General features: G+C 71.2%; 20 protein-coding genes. 10 read left to right on the forward strand and 10 right to left on the reverse strand.

From position 1 onward, the window contains the following. Positions 1-4 precede the first annotated feature (4 nt). The 4 genes from ACQPYZ_RS13675 to ACQPYZ_RS13690 all read right to left on the reverse strand — a co-directional run bounded on the left by ACQPYZ_RS13675 (position 5) and on the right by ACQPYZ_RS13690 (position 4,085). Positions 5-760 (reverse strand): ABC transporter permease, encoded by a 756-nt coding sequence (locus tag ACQPYZ_RS13675; protein ID WP_433168045.1) that lies wholly within the window; start codon positions 758-760, stop codon positions 5-7. Beyond that, complete coding sequence (locus ACQPYZ_RS13680; RefSeq protein WP_433168047.1) at positions 757-1,689, reverse strand: ATP-binding cassette domain-containing protein; 933 nt, start codon at positions 1,687-1,689, stop codon at positions 757-759. The genes ACQPYZ_RS13675 and ACQPYZ_RS13680 overlap by 4 nt, the downstream gene beginning before the upstream one ends. 83 nt (positions 1,690-1,772) lie before the next feature. Beyond that, positions 1,773-2,132, reverse strand: a complete 360-nt coding sequence (locus ACQPYZ_RS13685) for an STAS domain-containing protein (protein WP_433168049.1) — start codon at positions 2,130-2,132, stop codon at positions 1,773-1,775. Positions 2,133-2,285: 153 nt separating this feature from the next. Beyond that, positions 2,286-4,085: an AMP-dependent synthetase/ligase gene (locus ACQPYZ_RS13690; RefSeq protein ID WP_433168051.1), complete on the reverse strand. Its 1,800-nt coding sequence runs from the start codon at positions 4,083-4,085 to the stop codon at positions 2,286-2,288. 111 nt (positions 4,086-4,196) lie between these two features. Between ACQPYZ_RS13690 and ACQPYZ_RS13695 the strand changes: the two genes are divergently transcribed. The 6 genes from ACQPYZ_RS13695 to ACQPYZ_RS13720 all read left to right on the forward strand — a co-directional run bounded on the left by ACQPYZ_RS13695 (position 4,197) and on the right by ACQPYZ_RS13720 (position 9,937). Beyond that, positions 4,197-5,108, forward strand: coding sequence for an SRPBCC family protein (locus ACQPYZ_RS13695; RefSeq protein WP_433168053.1), 912 nt, complete (start codon positions 4,197-4,199; stop codon positions 5,106-5,108). Between the two features lie 4 nt (positions 5,109-5,112). Then, on the forward strand, positions 5,113-6,429 hold the full coding sequence (locus ACQPYZ_RS13700; RefSeq protein ID WP_433168055.1) for an ArsA family ATPase: 1,317 nt from the start codon (positions 5,113-5,115) through the stop codon (positions 6,427-6,429). Then, positions 6,426-6,962, forward strand: coding sequence for a hypothetical protein (locus tag ACQPYZ_RS13705; RefSeq protein WP_433168057.1), 537 nt, complete (start codon positions 6,426-6,428; stop codon positions 6,960-6,962). The genes ACQPYZ_RS13700 and ACQPYZ_RS13705 overlap by 4 nt, the downstream gene beginning before the upstream one ends. After that, positions 6,953-7,918, forward strand: a complete 966-nt coding sequence (locus tag ACQPYZ_RS13710) for an ROK family glucokinase (RefSeq protein WP_433168058.1) — start codon at positions 6,953-6,955, stop codon at positions 7,916-7,918. The genes ACQPYZ_RS13705 and ACQPYZ_RS13710 overlap by 10 nt, the downstream gene beginning before the upstream one ends. A gap of 118 nt (positions 7,919-8,036) precedes the next feature. Beyond that, entirely contained in the window at positions 8,037-9,179 is a 1,143-nt protein-coding gene (locus tag ACQPYZ_RS13715; protein WP_433168060.1) for an ROK family glucokinase, read from the forward strand. After that, positions 9,176-9,937 (forward strand): endonuclease/exonuclease/phosphatase family protein, encoded by a 762-nt coding sequence (locus ACQPYZ_RS13720; protein ID WP_433168062.1) that lies wholly within the window; start codon positions 9,176-9,178, stop codon positions 9,935-9,937. Before ACQPYZ_RS13715 ends, ACQPYZ_RS13720 begins: the two co-directional genes overlap by 4 nt. On the opposite strand, the gene ACQPYZ_RS13725 is transcribed toward ACQPYZ_RS13720, so the two are convergent. The 5 genes from ACQPYZ_RS13725 to ACQPYZ_RS13745 all read right to left on the reverse strand — a co-directional run bounded on the left by ACQPYZ_RS13725 (position 9,918) and on the right by ACQPYZ_RS13745 (position 13,934). After that, positions 9,918-10,667, reverse strand: coding sequence for an enoyl-CoA hydratase-related protein (locus ACQPYZ_RS13725; RefSeq protein ID WP_433168064.1), 750 nt, complete (start codon positions 10,665-10,667; stop codon positions 9,918-9,920). The two genes, ACQPYZ_RS13720 and ACQPYZ_RS13725, sit on opposite strands and share 20 nt — an antisense overlap. A gap of 52 nt (positions 10,668-10,719) precedes the next feature. Continuing rightward, positions 10,720-11,136, reverse strand: a complete 417-nt coding sequence (locus ACQPYZ_RS13730) for a YybH family protein (protein WP_433168066.1) — start codon at positions 11,134-11,136, stop codon at positions 10,720-10,722. Further along, on the reverse strand, positions 11,133-12,383 hold the full coding sequence (locus ACQPYZ_RS13735; RefSeq protein ID WP_433168068.1) for a TIGR00300 family protein: 1,251 nt from the start codon (positions 12,381-12,383) through the stop codon (positions 11,133-11,135). The genes ACQPYZ_RS13730 and ACQPYZ_RS13735 overlap by 4 nt, the downstream gene beginning before the upstream one ends. Positions 12,384-12,472: 89 nt before the next feature. Next, on the reverse strand, positions 12,473-13,159 hold the full coding sequence (locus ACQPYZ_RS13740; protein ID WP_433168070.1) for a hypothetical protein: 687 nt from the start codon (positions 13,157-13,159) through the stop codon (positions 12,473-12,475). Continuing rightward, positions 13,152-13,934 (reverse strand): alpha/beta hydrolase, encoded by a 783-nt coding sequence (locus ACQPYZ_RS13745; RefSeq protein WP_433168073.1) that lies wholly within the window; start codon positions 13,932-13,934, stop codon positions 13,152-13,154. Before ACQPYZ_RS13745 ends, ACQPYZ_RS13740 begins: the two co-directional genes overlap by 8 nt. A gap of 310 nt (positions 13,935-14,244) precedes the next feature. Here ACQPYZ_RS13745 and ACQPYZ_RS13750 point away from each other — a divergent pair, with 310 nt between their 5' ends. Together ACQPYZ_RS13750 and ACQPYZ_RS13755 are read left to right on the forward strand one after the other, a co-directional pair. Then, entirely contained in the window at positions 14,245-15,009 is a 765-nt protein-coding gene (locus ACQPYZ_RS13750; protein WP_433168076.1) for a lysophospholipid acyltransferase family protein, read from the forward strand. Between the two features lie 19 nt (positions 15,010-15,028). Further along, positions 15,029-15,421, forward strand: coding sequence for a DUF2237 family protein (locus ACQPYZ_RS13755; protein WP_433168079.1), 393 nt, complete (start codon positions 15,029-15,031; stop codon positions 15,419-15,421). An 18-nt stretch (positions 15,422-15,439) separates the two neighbouring features. On the opposite strand, the gene ACQPYZ_RS13760 is transcribed toward ACQPYZ_RS13755, so the two are convergent. Then, positions 15,440-16,432, reverse strand: coding sequence for a hypothetical protein (locus ACQPYZ_RS13760; protein ID WP_433168081.1), 993 nt, complete (start codon positions 16,430-16,432; stop codon positions 15,440-15,442). Between the two features lie 198 nt (positions 16,433-16,630). On the opposite strand from ACQPYZ_RS13760, the gene ACQPYZ_RS13765 reads away from it, so the two are divergent. Together ACQPYZ_RS13765 and ACQPYZ_RS13770 are read left to right on the forward strand one after the other, a co-directional pair. Continuing rightward, entirely contained in the window at positions 16,631-18,004 is a 1,374-nt protein-coding gene (locus ACQPYZ_RS13765; protein ID WP_433168082.1) for a class II 3-deoxy-7-phosphoheptulonate synthase, read from the forward strand. Beyond that, positions 18,001-19,026, forward strand: coding sequence for a threonine aldolase family protein (locus ACQPYZ_RS13770; protein WP_433168084.1), 1,026 nt, complete (start codon positions 18,001-18,003; stop codon positions 19,024-19,026). The genes ACQPYZ_RS13765 and ACQPYZ_RS13770 overlap by 4 nt, the downstream gene beginning before the upstream one ends. Positions 19,027-19,096: the final 70 nt, after the last annotated feature.

A 19,096-nucleotide genomic window follows, 5' to 3' on the forward strand; every position in this document is an offset into this window, starting at 1 on the left:
CCGCCTACTCCCAGCGGAACCAGCGCGCGGCCGCGGCCGACAGCACGACCGCCCACGCCGCGAGTACGCCGAGGTGCGACCACGCCGGCCAGTCGCCGACCGACGCCTGGTCGAGTGCTCGGGCCGCTGCACCGAACGGCGTGAGGACGACGACCTGCCGCATGAGATCCGGCATCGCCTGCACGGGCAACCACAGACCTGCGGAGAACAGGCACGGGAAGAACACCGCGGTCCCGATCGCGGTCGCGATCCGCGCGGTCCGGGCCAGCGCCGACACCAGCGCACCCATGGCCAGGGCAGCGGCGGCTGTGAGCAGCAACGCCACCACGTAGCCGAACACTTCGCGCGGCAGGCGGACGTCGAAGACCAGGCGGCCGATCGTCAGGCAGACGAGCGCCGAGAGTACGGCGGCCGCGCCGTTCAGGCCCATCTGCGCGGTCAACAGGGCGGACGGGCGGACCGGTGTCGTCGACATCCGGCGGAGAATGCCGCGTTCGCGGTAGCCGGTGAGGATCGGCGGCATCGCCTGCAGGCCGGTCACGATCAGCGCGACCAGCACGAGGATCGGCACGTACACGTCCACGAGCCGCAGCCCGCCGAGCCCGTCGTCGGGCTGCCGGAACGACGGGATGGATCCCAGGATCACCAGCAGCAGCGGCGGGAATCCCAGCACCCAGAAGAGGATTCCGGGCTCCCGCCGGAACAACCGGCTCTCGGCCCGCAGCACCGCCATCCGCGGTGAGGTCGTCGTCGTACTCATCGGAGGTTCGCTCCCGTCAGGTCGAGGAAGACGTCGTCCAGGGTGGCGTCGGTGACGCGCAGCTGGTGGGCGGTGATGCGGTTGCGCGCCAGCAGCGAGATGACCGCGTTGACCGTCTCGTCGGAGCCGCTCAGGGTGATCCGGCCGTCCTTGTGCTCGACGGACGCGAGCGCCGGGAGGGCAGCCAGTTCGCCGTCGTCCAGCGGGGCGGACGGGGTGAACGAGATGACGGTGGATCCCGCCGTCCGGCTGATCAGGCCGCGGGGGGTGTCCAGCGCGGTGATCCGGCCGTTGTCGATCAGGGCGATCCGGTCGCACAGCCGCTGGGCTTCCTCCATGAAGTGGGTGACCAGCAGGACGGTGACGCCACGGGCCCGGACGTCCTCGACGATCTCCCAGGTGTCGCGCCGGGCGCGCGGGTCGAGGCCGGTGGTCAGCTCGTCGAGGACGACCACGCGCGGGTCGCCGATCAGCGCGAGCGCGATGAACAGGCGCTGCTTCTGGCCGCCGCTGAGCACGGCGAACCGGGTGCCGAGCTGGTCGACCAGGCCGAGCCGTTCGGCGAGCGGACGCCAGTCGGCCGGCTTCGGGTAGAAGGCGGCGTACAGCTCGAGGGCCTCGCGGACGGTGAGCTTCGCCTGCAGCTCGCTCTCCTGGAGCTGGGCCCCGAGGACACGGGTCACCTCCGCGTGGTCGGCGATCGGGTCGAGACCGGCGACCCGGATCCGGCCGGCGTCCGGGGCGCGCAGCCCTTCGACGCACTCGACCGTGGTGGTCTTACCGGCGCCGTTCGGGCCGAGGATGCCGAAGATCTCACCCTCGTCGACGGTGAAGGACACCCCGTCGACGACGGTCCGGCCGCCGTACGACTTGCGGAGCTCGCTCACTTCGACGACCGCCCCGCGGGCCGGCGTACTCGCGTTGATCATGGGACGAGCGTGCCGGACCGGCCACCTCGCCCACATCGCCCATCAAGCTCGACCCGCCGTCAGCCGAATGGCTGATCGGGCCGTCAGCTCGGGCGGTACGACGGCAGCGCCTCGGCCAGCGTGGGGAAGTGATCGTGCCCGTTGCCGCGCAGCAGCTCGACGAGCCACTGTGCGGTCCCGGACGTGCGCAGCCAACCGCCGTGTTCGACGGCCAGCTTGCCGGACTCGGTGAGGACCTCGAGCCCGACCGGCTCCAACGCCGTCACCCGGCGCAGATCGACCACCAGACGCGGGAGCTTCGTGGTGATCACATGCGTGAGCTCGGTCGCGAAGGCCGGCGCCGCCAGCTCGTCCACCGTCCCTGCCACCCGCACCACCGCACAGTCACCGACCGCACTCCAGCCGCAGACGAACGGCCCCCGCACCTCCGTCGGCGGCCGCACGGATCCCACGATCCGCGGCCCCGCACCAGCACGCCCCAATGCCTTCACGATCTCACCTCAGCCTCACGAAGATAACGTTTCTACAACATCAGTACCCTAAATGTCCGCACAAGAACGTGGCGGCGAGGACTGATGCGCGAACCGCGGCTGGGGTTACTTCGCGTACAGGGCTTCGATGTCGGCCTCGTGGTTCTCCGTCACGATGTGCCGGCGGAGGGAGAGCTTGAGCGAGAGCTCACCGGACTCCTGGGTCCAGTCGGTCGGCAGGATGCTGAACTTCTTGATCCCCTCGGCCTTGGAGACCGCGTCGTTGGCCTCATCGATCGCCGTCTGGATCTCGGCGATCAGGTCCTCGTCATCGGTGAGCGAGGCGACGTCGGTCGGCTTCCCGCGCTGGGTCGCCCACGGGACGATGGTCTCCGGGTCGATGGTGACGAGGGCGGCGATGTACGGCTTGCCGTCGCCGACCACCATGCACTGGCTGACCAGCGGGTGCAGGCGGATCCGGTCCTCGAGCACGGTCGGCGCGACGTTCTTGCCGCCGGCGGTGACCAGGATCTCCTTCTTCCGGCCGGTGATCCGGATGAACCCGTCGACGTCGAACTCGCCCAGGTCGCCGGTGTGGAACCAGCCGTCGGCGTCGATCGCGGCCGCGGTCGCCTCGTCGTTCTTCCAGTAGCCCTGCATCACCTGGCCGCCCCGGAACAGCAGCTCACCGTCGTCGGCGACCGCGACGGACACCCCCGGCAGCGGGCGGCCGACGGTGCCGATGCGGATGTCGTCGGGCAGGTTCACCGAGACCGCGGCGGTGGTCTCGGTCAGGCCGTAGCCCTCGAGCACCGGTACGCCGATGCCGCGGAAGAAGTGGCCGAGCCGGTCGCCCAGGGGCGCGCCGCCGGAGACGGCGTACTTGACCTGTCCGCCGAGGACGGCGCGGAGCTTGCCGTAGACGAGCCGGTCGAACAGCGCGTGCTTGGCCTTCAGGCCGAACGACGCACCGCCCTTGTCCTGCGCCCGCGAGTACGCGATCGCGGTGTCCGCGGCGGCGTCGAAGATCTTGCCCTTGCCCTCGGAGTGCGCCTTCTGGCTGGCCGAGTTGAAGACCTTCTCGAACACCCGCGGCACGCTCAGGATGAACGTCGGCCGGAACGCGCCGAGATCCTCGACGAGCGTCTTCACGTCGGCACTGTGGCCGACCTTGACCCGCATCATCACGCAGCCGACCTGGATGATCCGGGCGAACACGTGCGCCAGCGGCAGGAACAGCAGCGTGCTCGCGCCGGTCACGTCGAACAACTCGTCCAGCACCTTCACGGCCGGGTTGAGCTCGTCCATGAAGTTCGCGTGCGTGATCCGGCAGCCCTTGGGGCGGCCGGTCGTCCCGGACGTGTAGATCAGCGTGGCCAGGTCGCCCGGCTGGATCGCCGTACGGCGCTTGTCGAACTCGGCGTCGGAGACCTCCTGACCGAGGGCGGTGAGCTCCTCGACCGCGCCGGCCTCGATCTGCCAGACCTCCTGCAGGGTCGGGGCCTCGCCGCGGGCCGACTCGACCACGGCACCGTGCGCGGCGTTCTCGACCACCGCGACGACCGCCTCGGAGTCGGTCAGGATCCACTGGATCTGCGACGCCGACGAGGTCTCGTAGATCGGCACGGTGACCGCACCGATGCTCCAGATGGCGTAGTCGACCAGGGTCCACTCGTACCGGGTCGCGCTCAGCAGGGCCACCCGGTCGCCGTGCTTGACGCCGGCCGCGATCAGGCCCTTGGCCACCCCGGTCACCTGGCGCGCGAACTCGGCCGCGGACACGTCGAGCCAGCCACCGCCGGACTCGGACCCCACCCGGCGACTGAACACCGCGGTGTCAGGATGAGAGGACGCGTTCGCCCAGACGGGGTCGCTCAGACTCCCCGTGGGCGGCTCGGTCACAGCAGGAACGGTGTACTCACGCATCCGCGTCGTCTCCTCAGTCGGTCACGAATTGTCGACGTCCGGCGCACGCTACAGTCACCTACCCAGAAGTAGCCAGGTTCATGTGACCCAGGGAACAGGTGTTCAGCAGCAATGCCCACGCTCGACATCAGTTGCGACGACTTGGTCGTTGCTGATCCAGCCTACGTCGCCGAACGGCTCGGCTCGGACACGCTGTGGCGTGAGTGGTGGCCGGACCTCACCCTGACCCCGTCCGAGCGCCGCGGCCTGGAGGGCGTCCGCTGGGCCGTCACCGGCGCCGCGACCGGTACGGCGGAGTGGTGGCTCGAGCAGGTCCGCGACGGCGTCGTGGTGCATTGGTACCTGCGCGTGGACCCGGCGAAACCGGTCCGCGGCCGGGCCCTGGCCAGGCTCCGGGAGAGGTACGTCGCGCAGTACCGGGAGCGACTGTGGCGGTTCAAGGACGAAGTCGAGGCGGGCCGCGCCGCGGGCGAGCGCCGTACCGGCTCCGAACCCGCGATAGTCTCCGGGGAGGGAATCGCCCCGCAGCAGTTCACGCAGCAGTCCCAGCACGTCCCGGCCCGGCAGCAAAGAGGTGAATCGATGGCGGAACAGACCACCTCGACCATCGTGGTCAACGCGACCCCGAAAGAGATCATGACGGTGATCGCGGACTTCGCGGCCTACCCGGAGTGGGCCGACTCGATGCGGGAGACCGAGGTGCTGTCCACCGACGAGGCGGGCCGGCCGAAGCAGGTGCGGTTCAAGGTCGACGCCGGGGCGATCTCCGACGAGTACACGCTGGACTACACCTGGTCCCGCAACGAGGTGACCTGGACGCTGGTGCAGGCCAAGATGGTGAAGGGGATGGACGGCGCCTACGTGCTGCGCGACCTGGGCCCCGATGGGATCGAGGGGACCGAGGTGACCTACCGGCTGGCCGTGGACGTGGCGATCCCGATGATCGGGATGCTCAAGCGCAAGGCGGAGAAGGTCATCATCGACACGGCCCTGAAGGGGCTCAAGAAGCGCGTCGAGTCCTGATCCAGTGACTCGGGTTCTGCTGTACACGGGTAAGGGCGGCGTCGGGAAGACGACCTCCGCCGCGGGCACCGCCACGCTCGCCGCGCTGCGCGGGCTGCGCACGCTGGTGCTGTCGACCGACGCCGCGCACTCGCTGTCGGACGCGTTCGACTCCGAGGTCGGCGGCGAGCCGACCGAGATCGACGACCTGCTGTTCGTCCAGCAGATCGACGCGCAGCGGCGGTTCGAGCGGTCGTGGGGCGACATCCAGGCCTACCTGCGGTCGGTGCTGAGCATGGTCGGCGTCGACCCGATCGAGGCCGAGGAGCTGACCGTGCTGCCGGGCGCCGAGGAGGTGCTCGCGCTGCTCGAGGTGCGCGACCACGTCCGGTCCGGGCGCTGGGACGTGATCGTGGTCGACTGCGCGCCGACCGCGGAGACCCTGCGCCTGCTCGCCCTGCCGGAGGCGCTGAACTGGTACATGGACCGCATCTTCAACGCCGAGCGCAAGGTGATGCGGACCTTCCGGCCGTTCCTCAGCCGCGGGTCGGGCATCCCGATGCCGGACGACACCGTCTTCGACGCGCTGCGCCGGCTGCAGAGCGATCTCTCCGACATCCGCACGTTGCTGGCCGGTCCGGACGCCTCCGTGCGGCTGGTGCTGACCCCGGAGGCCGTGGTCGTCGCCGAGGCGCGGCGATCGCTGACGCGGCTGTCGTTGTACGGCTACCGCGTCGACGGCGTGGTCGCGAACCGGGTGTTCCCGGCCGCGGGTGCGGACACCTGGCGGCGGCAGTGGGTCGCGGCGCAGCGCGGGATCCTCGAAGAGGTCGCCGACTCGTTCCGCCCGCTGCCGATCTGGGAGTCGCCGTACCGGGTCTGCGAGCCGGTGGGGGTGGAGGAGCTGGCCGCGTTCGCGGTCGAGATGTACGGCGGGGACGACCCGTTCGCCCGCGCGACGGACGAGACCTCGCTGTGGGTCGACCGCCACATCGACACCGACGGGCGCACGTACACGCTGACCATGCCGTTGCCGTTGGCATCCGCTTCGGAGCTCGAACTCGCGCGCCACGGTGACGAGCTGATCATCACCGTCGGGTCGTACCGCCGGGTCCTGCCGCTGCCGGCCGCGCTGGCGCGCGGCGTGGTCGCGGGGGCGCGGCTGGACGACGGGCGGCTGCAGGTGCGGTTCGCGCCGCGGGAGTCGGCGCGTCCGCTCACGGCCGACCTGCCGAGCGGCGCGGGTCCGCTGGAGGCGGCGCAGGAGCTGGCCCAGGGGCTGACGGCCGAGTACCACGCACAGCGGCTCGAGCGCGAGCCCGCGATCGGGGAGCGCCGATGAAGGAGCCGATCGGCTCGGTCGCCGAGGAGGCCGCGAAGCTGTTCGCCGTCCTCCAGCAGGCGGCCGACACCAGGACACCGCCGAGCGCCGGAAGCCGGTCCGCAGGGACCCCGACCGCCGGGACGCCGACCGCCGGAACGCCGGTCGATGGGCCGGACGACGTACGGCGGGATCCCGGGGACGGCGTACGGCGGGATGCGGGGGACGGCGTACGGCGGGATGCCGGGGACGGCGTACCCGGGCACGAGCACGGGATCGGGCGTGGGCCGGAGTGTCAGTGGTGCCCGGTGTGCCAGGTGATCAACAAGGTGCGCAACACCAGCCCGGAGACGATCGAGCAGCTGTCGACGGCGGCCGCGCACGTGCTCGGCTCGGTGCGGTCGTTGCTGGAGGCGGCCGCGGAGGCCGCCCGGCAGGCGCGGGAGGACGCAGCGTCGCGTCCGGAGCCGCCGTCAGGGGAGCAGCAGGAGGAGCCGGTCCGGTCCCGGGTGGACCGGATCGACGTGAGTGAGGACCCCGAACCATGGGACTGACCATCGGCATCGACGTCGGCGGGACCAAGATCGCGGCCGGCGTCGTCGGCCCCGACGGCACGATCGGCGCGCGCACGCATCGCGACACCCCGGCGAACTCGGTGGACGAGACCGCGGCCGCGATCTGCGACGCCGCCGCCGAACTGATCGCCGGGCACGAGGTCGAGGCGGTCGGCATCGGGGCCGCCGGTTTCGTCTCGTCGGACCGCTCGACCGTGCTGTTCGCGCCCAACCTCGCCTGGCGGGACGAGCCGCTGGGGGATCGCGTGGCGGAGAAGCTGCGCATCCCGGTCGTGGTCGAGAACGACGCGAACGCGGCCGCCTGGGGTGAGTTCGCCTTCGGCGCGGCCAAGGACGTCGAGCACATGGTCTGCATCACCGTCGGCACCGGCATCGGCGGTGGCGTGGTCATCGACGGCGAGCTGCTGCGTGGCGAGCACGGTGTCGCGGCCGAGCTCGGCCACATGCGCGTCGTACCGGGCGGACATCGGTGTGGTTGCGGGGCCCGCGGGTGCTGGGAGCAGTATGCGTCCGGCCGTGCGCTGGTCCGTGAAGGCCGCGCGCAGGCGGAGTCCGGTTCGCTCGCGGCCGCACAGATGCTGAGCGTCTGCGGGATCACCGAGCCGGCCGAGCTGACCGGCCCGATGATTACCGAGGCGGCCGCGGCCGGCGACCCGTGCGCGGTCGAGCTGCTGGACGACCTCGGCCACTGGCTGGGCGAGGGTCTGGCGAGCATCGTCACGCTGTTCGACCCGAGCGTCGTCGTCATCGGTGGCGGGGTGAGCGCGGCCAAGGAGCTGCTGCTGAAGTCGGCCCAGATCGCGTTCGAGCGGAACCTGCCCGCCAAGGCGAACCGGCCGCACCCGAGCTTCGGGCTGGCCGAGCTGGGCAACGATGCCGGCCTGATCGGCGCCGCCGACCTGGCCCGCCGCCCGATCGCCGCGGCCCGCGGATGAGCGCGAACCGGCCCGGGAACGGCCCAGGCATCACGGCGTATCGGCTGGTGGTCCGGCGGGCGCGGGATACTGGACGTAGTCCGGCGGGGGCTGGGGGTACGGCGAGGAGGGTCGTGCAGTGGCTCTGACGCAGGCTTTGACGATCGGGATCGACATCGGCGGCACCAAGGTGGCGGCCGGTGTGGTCGACCCCGAGGGCAACATCCTGGACAGGTTGCGTCGCGACACGCCGACGAAGGACCCGCGGGAGACCGAGGACGCGATCGCGGAGATCGTCCGCGACCTGGAGTCCCGGCACGACGTGATCGCGGTCGGCATCGGCGCGGCCGGTTTCGTCGACGGCACCCGGTCGTCGGTGCTGTTCGCGCCGCACCTCGCCTGGCGGCACGAGCCGCTGCGGGACGCGGTCGAGCGCCGGCTCGGCCTGCCGGTCGTGGTCGAGAACGACGCGAACGCGGCCGCCTGGTCGGAGTGGCGGTTCGGCGGCGGTCAGGGCGAGAGCCACCTGGTCTGCGTCACGCTCGGCACCGGCATCGGCGGCGCGATCCTGAACGACGGATCGCTGCAGCGCGGGAAGTTCGGCATCGCGGGCGAGTTCGGGCATATGCAGGTGGTGCCGGGCGGTCACCGGTGCGAGTGCGGCAACCGCGGTTGCTGGGAGCAGTACGCCTCCGGGAACGCGCTGACCCGGGAGGCCCGGGAGCTCGCACTGTCGGGGTCGCCGGTGGCGCACAACCTGCTCCGGGCGGCCGACCGCGATCCGCAGCGGATCAACGGGCCGATGGTGACCGAGCTGGCCAAGGACGGCGACCCGGTCGCGGTCGAGCTGCTCGAGGACGTCGGCCGCTGGCTCGGGATCGGCCTGGCCAACCTGGCCGCGGCGCTGGACCCGGGCACGTTCGTCATCGGTGGCGGGGTGTCGGACGCCGGCGAGCTGCTGCTGGCGCCGGCCCGGGAGGCGTTCAAGCGGACGCTGACGGGTCGCGGCTTCCGGCCGGAGGCGCGGATCGTGCGCGCCGTCCTCGGTCCCGAGGCCGGTATGGTCGGGGCCGCCGACCTGGCCCGCGAAGAGGCGACCTGGTTGCGCCGGGTCCGGGTCAAGACGACCGCGGTCACCGCGAAGACGGCCGCCGCCCGCAACCGCTCGACCCGCCTCGAACGAGCGGCCCGCAAGTCGGCCGCCCGGCGTACCGGCATGCGCGCCGCGACCCCGGACGCCGACCTCCATCCGGCCGACCTGAACGGCGACCCGGAGGCATGACATCCGGTCCCGACCGGGGCCTCGGTACGGCGGGCAACCTGGGGCCGCCCGGCGACGCCGCCGTACTGCGTGTGCTGTCGTACAACGTGCATCGCTGGGGTGACGACCGCGAGGCGCTGACGCGGGTGGTGCGGGCGTGCGCGCCCGCGGTGATGCTCGTGCAGGAGGCGCCGACCTGGTTCGGGACCCGGCGGAAGCGGCGGGCGATGGCGGCGACCTTCGGCATGACGTACGTCGCCGCGTCCGCCCGGAACGCGATCCTGGTTGCCGAGGGCATCGAGGTGGCCGAGCCGCTGCACTGGCGGATCTGGCGGCCGTTCGTCCGCCGCCGGCTCCGGCTGATCGCCACCCAGCTCCCCGGCGGCGCGGTCGGCGGCCGCACCACGCTCGGGACGACCCAGGTGGCCCTGGTCGTCTGCCACCTCGGCCTGCACCTCCGCGGCCGTCAGTACGAGCTCGAGCAGGTCCTGAAGGGATGCCGCTCGTTCGGTACGCCGTACCTCCTGGTCGGCGACCTGAACGAGGAGCCCGACGGCCCGGTGTGGAAGCGGCTCGCCGAGGAGGGACTCACCGACCTCGGCGCCGACGCCGGCCCGACGTTCAGCTCCGGCAACCCGCACAAACGCATCGACGGCGCCCACCTCACCCCACCCCTCACCGGCCGCATCCTGCCCACCCCGGCCACCCCCGAAGACCTGGCCGCAGCCTCCGACCACCTCCCACTCCTGATCGAGCTGACTAGCCCTTCCGGCGGGTGAGGAAGGCCTGCATGGCCTCCTGGGCGATGGGGGAGCCGAAGAGGGTGGCGGAGAGGGTGGCGAGGTCTTTGCCGCGGGCATCGATGTCGGCGAGGAGCTCACGGTTGAGGAGCTTCTTGGTCTCATGCAGGCCCTGCGGCACACCCTTCAGCAGGGACTCCAGCATGGTCGCGACCGCGGAGTCCAGGTCGTCGTCGGGGACGGTGAGGGTGACCAGACCGAGCAAGGAGGCCTCCAGGCCGTCGAACGTGTTGCCGGTGAGGAAGGTGTACGCCGCCGCCCGGTCGGTCAGCCGCGGTACGACGGTCAGCGAGATCGTCGCCGCGGCCAGGCCGAGCCGGACCTCGGTGAGCGCGAACGACGACTCCGCCCCGGCCACGCTGATGTCGGCCGCCGCGACGATCCCGATCCCGCCGGCCCGCACCGCACCCGCGACCCGGGCCACCACCGGCTTCGGGTTCGCCACGATCGCCCGCTGGACGTCGACCATCCGCTGCGCGCCGACCTCCATGCCGACCGTGGTCGCCTCGGACAGGTCAGCGCCGGAGCAGAACACGTCCAGCGCGGACCGGATGAGGATCACCCGGGCGGCATCGTCCGTCCCGGCCGCCTCGAGCTGCTCCAGCAGCTCACCGGTCAGCTGCTGGGAGAGGGCGTTCTTGTTGTGCGGCGAGTCGAGCGTGATCGTCGCGACGCCGTCGGCGACGTCGAGGTGCACCAGTTCGGTCATGTGCCCATCCAACACCCACGACGGCCTCGGCGGCTGTAATCGGCCGCACAGCTCAGGACCCGGGTGGGGGAGCGGCCGGCCCGAGCGGGTCCGCGTGCCGGTGGACGATCTTCCACCCGCCGGCCTCCTTGCGGAACACCATCGTCGCCCGCAGCACGTCCGGCAGCGGATCCGGGCGGTGCACGTACTCCACCGTGCACCGCTCGATCGCGACGTAGTACGCCGTGTCCGCGCTCACGTGCTTCTCGAGGTACTCGAACTCGACCTGCGCGCCACTCGGCCGGAACTGCGCCGCGGCCCACTCGTACCGCGGCCCGACCCGGGACCAGCCGACCTCGTGGCCGCCGAAGCCGCCGAAGATCGACGTCTGCTCGCTGCGGGACACCAGCGGCATCCACAGCGACGCGTCACCGTTGACGAAGGCGGTGTTGGCCTGCTCGTACTCGCGCAGAAAGGTCTCGAAGCTCATTTCCCGTCAGCGTACGACGGCGACAGCTCACGGGCGAGGTGCTCGACGAACAGCCCGACGTCGGTGACGATCCCGCGCGCCTGGGACGAGCCGCGGTCGGCCAGCTTGGTCACCGTGGCCGGGTTGATGTCCACGCACGTCAGCGGGATGGACGCCGGCAGAATGTTGCCAGTGGCAACTGAGTGCAGCATGGTCGCGGCCATCAGGCAGTAGCCGACGCCGGGCAGCTCGGCCCGCATCGCCCGCTGGCCCTCGAGGACGTCGGTGTACACGTCCGGCAGCGGCCCGTCGTCGCGCACCGACCCGACCAGGACGAACTTCTTGCCCTGGCGCACCAGCGCGTGCATCACCCCGGAGGTGAGCACCCCCTGCTCGACCGCGGCCGCGATCGACCCCGCCTTGCGGATCGTGTTGATCGCCCGGATGTGGTGCTCGTGGCCGTGCTCGACCCCGCGGCCACGGGCTAGGTCGACGCCCAGCGACGTACCGTAGAGCGACGACTCGATGTCGTGGGTGGCCAGCGCGTTCCCGGCGAACAGGACGTCGACGAACCCGGCCTCGACCAGCGCGACCATGGCCGGCGCGGCGCCGGTGTGGACGATGCCCGGACCGCCGACCCAGAGCACCTTCTGGCCGTTCGCCTTCGCCTCCCGCATGCCGTCGGCGACCTGCTTGACCAGCACACGCTGCGGCTTCTCGCTGGAGACGTCGGACTCCATGAAGCCGAAGCCCTCCTCGGTGTTCACCACGATCGGCGGGGTCACCTTGACGCCCTGAGCGCTGGTGATGATCCGCATCCCGGCCCGGACGTCGGACATCGGGATCGTCCGCACGGTCTCGCCCTCGACCAGCAGACCGCAGTCCATCTCGGGGTTCTGTACGGCGACCCAGCGGCCGCCGAGGCGGACACTGGTCGGCAGGTTCGTGGTGGAGTAGAAGCCGTCCGGGAACACCCCGTCGGTGGACACCTCGCTGATTTCCGGCGTGCCCGGGTCGACCAGGTTGGCGCCCTTGGTCTGGATCCGCATCAGCAGGCGCTGCAGGGACTCCTCGTCCTCCGCGCCGACCGTCATCCGGACCGTGGACGGGTCGTCCTTGTCGTAGCCGAGGTCGAACTTGTCCAGCGTGTACTCGCCGCCGTACCCGCGGATGTCGTCGAGGACCCGGGACAGGAGCCCGGAGTCCATCAGGTGGCCGGTGATCTCGACGGTCTCGGTGACCTGCACGGGTACCCTCCCTCGGAGCATTCGTCGGATTGTCCGACGATCCGCACTCTAGCGTGCCGGTGTGACCCCAGCTTTCACCCGGCTCACAGTGCGGTACAAGGGATTCGCCGCTACACGACCGCGCCGTCGTCGGGGGTGTCGTCGGGCGGGAGGCGGTCCTTCATCCGGACCACCAGGGTGAGGAAGCCGCCGACGAAGCCGGCCACGCCGATCGCGGTGATCCGGCCGGTGCCGAAGTCCAGCACGGCGGCCGCGATCAGCAGCAGCGGGCCGCCGAGCAGGCCGAGCCAAGCCAGTCGGCTGATCCAGTCCAGCCGGGGGCCGCGCGGCGGCTCCGGCGGGACGTAGTGGTCGTGCCCGTCGTCCGCGCGCTTCGGCGCCGGCTTCTCCGGCTCCGCGTCCTCGTCCTCGTCCTTCTCGTCCCCCACGATCAGCCCGGCCGGTACGTCGATCAGCGGCTCGTACTTCTCGTCGACGTCCTCACTGGCCGGCCAGCGCGGCACCGGCGTCTCCCCGCTGTCGTGCCCGGGCGCGGACGGCGCGTTGAACTGCTCGACCAGCGACTTCCACTCGGCGTCCTCGGTGCTCCGGGCGATCACCGGCCGGGCCCGCTCCACCGCCTCGCTGTCCACGAAGATCTCCTCGAACCCGGCCGGCACCTGGACCTGCTCCGCGGGCGACCCGCAGTACGCGGCGATGCCGGCGTCGGCGAGGGCGGTGAGGACGGCTTCGGCGATCAGCGGGTCGATGCCGCCCAGCGAGGTGTACCCGGTGGCGGTCAGGCCGTTGTCACGCATCGGCGCCCACCTGGCGGACATCGCTCAGCCGGCGGATGAAGGCCGTGGCGTCCGTGAAGATCCGCGGTGCGTCGTTGTCCAGCGTGGCCACGTGATAGCTGTCCTCGAGCAGGGTCTCGGTCACGTCCCGGGACGAGATCGACGCCAGCACGGTCCGTCCGGAGCTCGGTTCCACCACATGATCGACAGTACTGCGGAACATCAGCACGGGCTGTGTGACCTTGGCCAGGTCGTCCCGGGTCAGCTTCCACAGCTGCGACAGCGACAGCAGGGCCCGCAGCGGCAGCCGGTCATACGCGCCCTCGTCGACGCCCGGCTTCTTGATGTCGTTCGCGATCCCCGGGAACGAGGGCAGCACCCGCGCCAGCGCCGGCAGCACCATCAGCCGCCGGTCGTCGCTGCGCACCGACGGGTTGATCAGGACCAGACCGGAAATGTCGGTGCCGTGCTCCTCGGCCAGCCGCAGCGCCAGGCAGCCGCCCATCGACAACCCGGCGACGAACACCTGGTCGTGCTCCTGACGCAACCGCGCCAGCTCGTTGTCCAGTACGGCGTACCAGTCGGGCCAGCCGGTCGTGTTCATCTCCTGCCAGGTGGTGCCGTGCCCGGGCAGCCGCGGGACGGCGACGCCGTACCCCTCGGCGGCGAGATGCTCCGCGAACGGGCGCATCGCCTTCGGCGAGCCGGTGAAGCCGTGGCTGAGCAGGACGCCGACGGCGGCGTTCTCCCCGGACCCCGGGCTGCGGAACTCCTCGGCATGGCCTTGCACTGGCACGGTCGACTCCTCGCCGGGTCACGGTCCTCACAAGCGGCCGGGCAGACGGGTCCGGTCGCCTGTGCAATGGTCGCATCTGGGCTGCGCCCAGTCTTCATCCAGTCTGCATCCAGGTGACAACACGGTGAGCAACACCCGGATTCCTGGCGGTGACATTGCCTGAGGAGGAAGGTGGAACGTAGTGTCCTGCACCGACGGGGCGCCGAGGGTGTCGCGACCGTCGCCACCCGGCGTGCACTGGTGCCGGACGGGGTACCGGCCGAGGATGGTCGTGGTAGGCGTGTCGGGCGAGTGACGGAGGTCGAGGCGGATGCTGTACCTGTTCCTCAGGCGGTTCCTGGTCGCACCGCTGGTGAAGCTGATCTTCCGTCCGAGGGTCACCGGCCTCGAGCACATCCCGGACACCGGCCCGGCGCTGCTGGTCAGCAACCACCTGGCGTTCTGCGACTCGATCTTCCTGCCGGTCGCCGTACCGCGGCAGATCGTCTTCCCGGCGAAGTCGGAGTACTTCACCGCGCCCGGGCTCAAGGGCAAGCTGGTCGCGACCTTCTTCCGGTCGGTCGGCCAGATCCCGATCGACCGCTCCGGCGGCCGGGCCTCGCTGGCCGCGCTGAACACCGGGCTGGACATCCTGAAGAAGGGTGAGCTGTTCGGGATCTACCCCGAGGGCACCCGCTCGCCCGACGGCCGGCTCTACAAGGGCAAGACCGGCGTCGCCCGGATGGCGATCGTGGCCGGCGTCCCGGTCATCCCGGTCGCGATGATCGACACCGAGAAGTTGCAGCCGCCCGGCAAGGTCTGGCCGAACTGGCTCTACCGGGAGAAGGGCCGCCGGCTGCCGCGGCTGGTTCGCCCGGGCGTCGCCTTCGGCAAGCCGCTCGACTTCTCCCGCTACGAGGGCATGGAGCGCGACCGCTTCGTCCTGCGCTCGGTCACCGACGAGATCATGTACGCGCTGATGGAGCTGTCCGGCCAGGAGTACGTCGACATGTACGCCGACAAGGCCAAGGAGCTGATCAAGGCCGGCGAGTCCGTCGACGAACACGTCCGCCTCGGCGACACCAAGGCCAGCTGACCTGCCTCCGGCGGACCGCGTGGACAGTGAGTTGAACGTGCTCGGGGAGCCGTTGGAGGAGTGTGGGACCGATCCGGTCACCGGCTTCTACCGGGACGGGTGCTGCTCGAGCGGGCCGGAGGATGTCGGCAGTCACACGGTCTGTGCGGTGATGACCGCTGAGTTCCTCGCCCATCAGCAGGCCGCCGGGAACGACCTGGTCACCCCGCGACCGGAGTTGCTGTTCGCCGGTCTCAAGCCGGGCGATCGCTGGTGCGTGGTCGCGGTCCGTTGGCTCCAGGCGTACCACGACGGCGTTGCCGCTCCCGTCGTACTCGCATCCACCCACGCGCGGGCCTTGGACACCATCCCGCTGGACGTCCTCCGTGAGCACGCCGTCGACGTACCCCCCGATCCCGGCGCCCTCTCCTGACCCCGTGTTTGGGGAGGTTCATGCCCCCACAACGGGCGACGACCCTCCCCGAACCTGATCGCCGACAGGACAGGAAGGAGAGCAGGGGCGGGGGACGTGGGGCCAGCCGCGGAGACGGAGCACGGCGGCAACCTGGCCGGCGGCCCGGCACGGTTCGCCGAGCAACTGGTATCCGAACCGCAAGGTCAGCTTGCCGTCGGCCGCGGCGGAGTTGTCGCGGTTCATGTCGCGCCAGCGCGAGGACGTGTCGAAGTGCCCGGCCCGCCCGTCGAGCTCGACGATCAGCCCGTACGGCGAGTACTCGAGGTCGCGGTAGATCACCTGCCGAGCGGACCCGTCGACCGACACCGCGCGAACCTGCCGGTCGGCGGTGGGTAGGCGGTGTGCTCGCTCGACCCGCCGGAGATAGACCTGTTCGAGGAACGACTGGACGCCGTCCGCCGCGTCCACCAGGATCCGGCGCAGCCGGCGTCGACCGGGCAGTTTGGGGAGCGCATCGAGGTCGGCCAGGAGACGCTCCGGAGTTGTGCGGCGTTGACGGCACGCGTCGAGCAGGATCGCGGCCCGCCGGGAGAGGTCCCCGCCGGCGCCGGCAGCGACCAGGACGGCGACCTCGAGCCGTACGATCGGCGGTTGACGCGTCCCGTGCAGCCGGGCCTCCAGATCCCGATGGCGGCTGATCACGACTCCGGTACGACGGGCGACTCGGCGCGAATGTGGTACCGCCAGATGGATGGTGTCGGCGCTCCAGTCGCCGTCCATGCCGTACCAGCGCAGCGCGGTCTCGCCGGTCAGCGCGGCGTCCGGCCCGTAGGCGAGCCAGGTGGCCCACACCCGCGTCGACCACGGCAGTGGACCCGTGAAATCGGTGTACACGCCGCCATACACCCGCTGAAGCTGCCGTGCTCGGCAACGCCGTTGCAGCACCTTGTCGGAGACCCCGTGCGCGATCGCCTGGCGCCGGCTGAACGCACCCGCCTGACGCGCCCGCAACGCCACGAACTCACTCATGTCCTCTCTCACCTCCACAACATGCCCCCGCCCACCCCAACCCCAGCCCCCTTCCTCCTCCCTGTGGACAGCTCCCCGTGGACAGCCGGTTCGGGGAGGTTCCTGGCCGCTTCCGGGTGCACACTTCTCCCCGAACCGGGTGATGGGCCGGCGTGAGACGGGTGCGCGGGGCGGCGGGGGGCTGGCTAGGCTGGCGGCATGCAATTCGCGACGTTGAGTGCGGGGGAAGTGCCCGGGGTTCCGAGCCTGGACGAGCTGCGGGCGATGAAGCCGCTCCAGCAGCCGGAGTGGCCGGCGTCCGCGCCGTTGGACCAGGTGATCGCCGAGCTGCGGACGCTGCCGCCGCTCGTGTTCGCCGGTGAGTGCGACGACCTGACCACGAAGATCGGCGCGGTCACCCGCGGCGAGGCGTTCATCCTCCAGGGCGGCGACTGCGCGGAGACGTTCGACGGCGTCACCGCGGAGAACATCCGGGCGAAGCTGCGCGTGCTCCTGCAGATGGCGGTTGTGCTGCAGTACGCCGCGAGCGTGCCGGTCGTGAAGGTCGGCCGGATCGCCGGTCAGTATGCCAAGCCGCGGAGCTCCGGTGAGGAGACCCGCAACGGTGTCACGCTGCCGTCGTACCGCGGCGACGCGGTCAACGGGCTCGAGTTCACCGCCGAGGCGCGGATCCCGGACCCGCAGCGACTGCGCGGCGTCTACAACGCGGCCGCCGCGACCCTCAACCTGACGCGCGCGTTCACCACCGGTGGGTACGCCGACCTGCACCAGGTGCACGCCTGGAACACGGACTTCGTGAAGTCGTCCCCGGTCGGGCAGAAGTACGAGCGGCTGGCGTCCGAGATCGAGCGCGCGCTCGCCTTCATGCGGGCCTGCGGCGCGACGTCGGACGAGTTCAAGACGGTCGACTTCTACGCCTCGCACGAGGCCCTGATCCTGGAGTACGAGCACGCGCTCACCCGGATCGACTCCCGCACCGAGCAGCCGTACGACGTCTCCGGCCACCTGCTGTGGGTGGGCGAGCGGACCCGTCAGCTCGACGGCGCGCACGTCGAGTTCCTGGCGTCGCTGACCAACCCGCTCGGGGTGAAGATCGGCCCGACGACGACGCCGGAGTACATCCGCGCCCTGATCGACAAGCTCAACCCGAAGGGCATCGAGGGCCGGCTGACGTTCATCACCAGGATGGGTGCGGGCAAGATCCGGGAGGCGCTGCCGCCGCTGCTGGAGGCGGTCCGCGACCACGGCTCGCCGATCGCGTGGGTGTGCGACCCGATGCACGGCAACACCTACGAGACGCCGAACGGCTACAAGACCCGCAACTTCTCCGACGTCATGCACGAGGTGCAGGGCTTCTTCGACGCGCACGAGCAGGTCGGCACCTGGCCGGGCGGGATGCACATCGAGCTCACCGGCGACGACGTGACCGAGTGCCTGGGCGGCGGCGAGGCGCTGGTCGCCGAGGACCTGGTCAACCGCTACGAGACCGCCTGCGACCCCCGGTTGAACCGGCACCAGTCGCTCGAGCTCGCCTTCCTGGTCGCCGAGCGGCTGCACGGCGCGCAGGCATGATCGATCTGCGGTCGGACACGGTGACCCGGCCGTCGGCCGGGATGCTGGCGGCCATGACGTCGGCTCCGGTGGGCGACGACGTGTACGGCGAGGATCCGACGATCAACCGCCTCGAGGAGACGGTCGCCGGGCTGCTCGGGCACGAGGCCGGCCTGTTCACGGTGACCGGCTCGCTGGCGAACATCCTCGGCGTCCGCGCGCTCGTGCCGCCCGGCGCGGAGATCCTGTGCGAGGCCAGCGCGCACATCGCCCGGGCGGAGCTCGGCGCGCACGCGGCGGTCAGCGGCGTCACCACGCGGACTTGGAGCGCACCGGCCGGCCAGATCGACCTCGAGCAGGTCCGCGCGCTGATCGCCCCGTCGCTCGGCTCGTACTTCGTCTCCACGGCGGCCGTCTCGGTGGAGAACACGCACAACTTCGGCGGCGGCGCGATCCAGCACGCGTACGACGCTCTGGCCGACGAGCTCGACGCCCGTGGCCTGCCGCTCCATCTGGACGGCGCCCGGTTGTGGAACGCGTCCGTGGCGACCGGCCGGTCGATGGCGTCGTACGCCTCCCGGGCGGCCGCTGCGAGTGTCTGCCTGTCGAAGGGGCTCGGGGCCCCGGTCGGCTCGGTGCTGGTCGGGTCGACGGAGCTGATCCGCGAGGCGCGGATCTGGCGGAAGCGTCTCGGCGCGGGGTGGCGGCAGGCCGGCGTACTGGCCGCGGCCGGGCTGTACGCGCTGGAGCACAACGTCGAGCGCCTCGCCGAGGACCACGCGAACGCCCGCCTGATCGCCGAGATCCTGGCCGATGCCGCTCCCGGCTCGGTCAAACCCGACCAGGTCGAAACCAACATCGTCGTCGCCGACCTCTCGACGACGGGCAAGTCCGTCCCCGAGGTGGTCGAGTCCGCCCGCGCCTCCGGCGTACTGGTCGGCGGGGTCGGTCCCACGCACCTCCGTGTGGTCACCCACCTCGACGCTTCCACGGAAGACTGCCGCACCGCGGCACAAACCCTGGCCCGCCTGCTTCACCCCTGACCTTCGTACGTCAGCTCGTGGCGGCTGGGGTTGCGGCGAGGTACCGGGATAGGCTGCGGGTGTCGGGTCG

Source organism: Kribbella sp. CA-247076 (assembly GCF_050942445.1).
Taxonomy (GTDB): domain Bacteria; phylum Actinomycetota; class Actinomycetes; order Propionibacteriales; family Kribbellaceae; genus Kribbella.

Coding starts and splice junctions, on each gene's coding strand:
- ACQPYZ_RS13695 (WP_433168053.1), top strand. CDS start 4,197: ATGCCCACGCTCGACATCAGTTGCGACGACTTGGTCGTTGCTGATCCA.
- ACQPYZ_RS13730 (WP_433168066.1), bottom strand. CDS start 11,136: ATGAGCTTCGAGACCTTTCTGCGCGAGTACGAGCAGGCCAACACCGCC.
- ACQPYZ_RS13680 (WP_433168047.1), bottom strand. CDS start 1,689: ATGATCAACGCGAGTACGCCGGCCCGCGGGGCGGTCGTCGAAGTGAGC.
- ACQPYZ_RS13710 (WP_433168058.1), top strand. CDS start 6,953: ATGGGACTGACCATCGGCATCGACGTCGGCGGGACCAAGATCGCGGCC.
- ACQPYZ_RS13770 (WP_433168084.1), top strand. CDS start 18,001: ATGATCGATCTGCGGTCGGACACGGTGACCCGGCCGTCGGCCGGGATG.
- ACQPYZ_RS13725 (WP_433168064.1), bottom strand. CDS start 10,667: ATGACCGAACTGGTGCACCTCGACGTCGCCGACGGCGTCGCGACGATC.
- ACQPYZ_RS13740 (WP_433168070.1), bottom strand. CDS start 13,159: ATGCGTGACAACGGCCTGACCGCCACCGGGTACACCTCGCTGGGCGGC.
- ACQPYZ_RS13720 (WP_433168062.1), top strand. CDS start 9,176: ATGACATCCGGTCCCGACCGGGGCCTCGGTACGGCGGGCAACCTGGGG.
- ACQPYZ_RS13760 (WP_433168081.1), bottom strand. CDS start 16,432: ATGAGTGAGTTCGTGGCGTTGCGGGCGCGTCAGGCGGGTGCGTTCAGC.
- ACQPYZ_RS13690 (WP_433168051.1), bottom strand. CDS start 4,085: ATGCGTGAGTACACCGTTCCTGCTGTGACCGAGCCGCCCACGGGGAGT.
- ACQPYZ_RS13735 (WP_433168068.1), bottom strand. CDS start 12,383: ATGCTCCGAGGGAGGGTACCCGTGCAGGTCACCGAGACCGTCGAGATC.
- ACQPYZ_RS13750 (WP_433168076.1), top strand. CDS start 14,245: ATGCTGTACCTGTTCCTCAGGCGGTTCCTGGTCGCACCGCTGGTGAAG.
- ACQPYZ_RS13705 (WP_433168057.1), top strand. CDS start 6,426: ATGAAGGAGCCGATCGGCTCGGTCGCCGAGGAGGCCGCGAAGCTGTTC.
- ACQPYZ_RS13675 (WP_433168045.1), bottom strand. CDS start 760: ATGAGTACGACGACGACCTCACCGCGGATGGCGGTGCTGCGGGCCGAG.
- ACQPYZ_RS13765 (WP_433168082.1), top strand. CDS start 16,631: ATGCAATTCGCGACGTTGAGTGCGGGGGAAGTGCCCGGGGTTCCGAGC.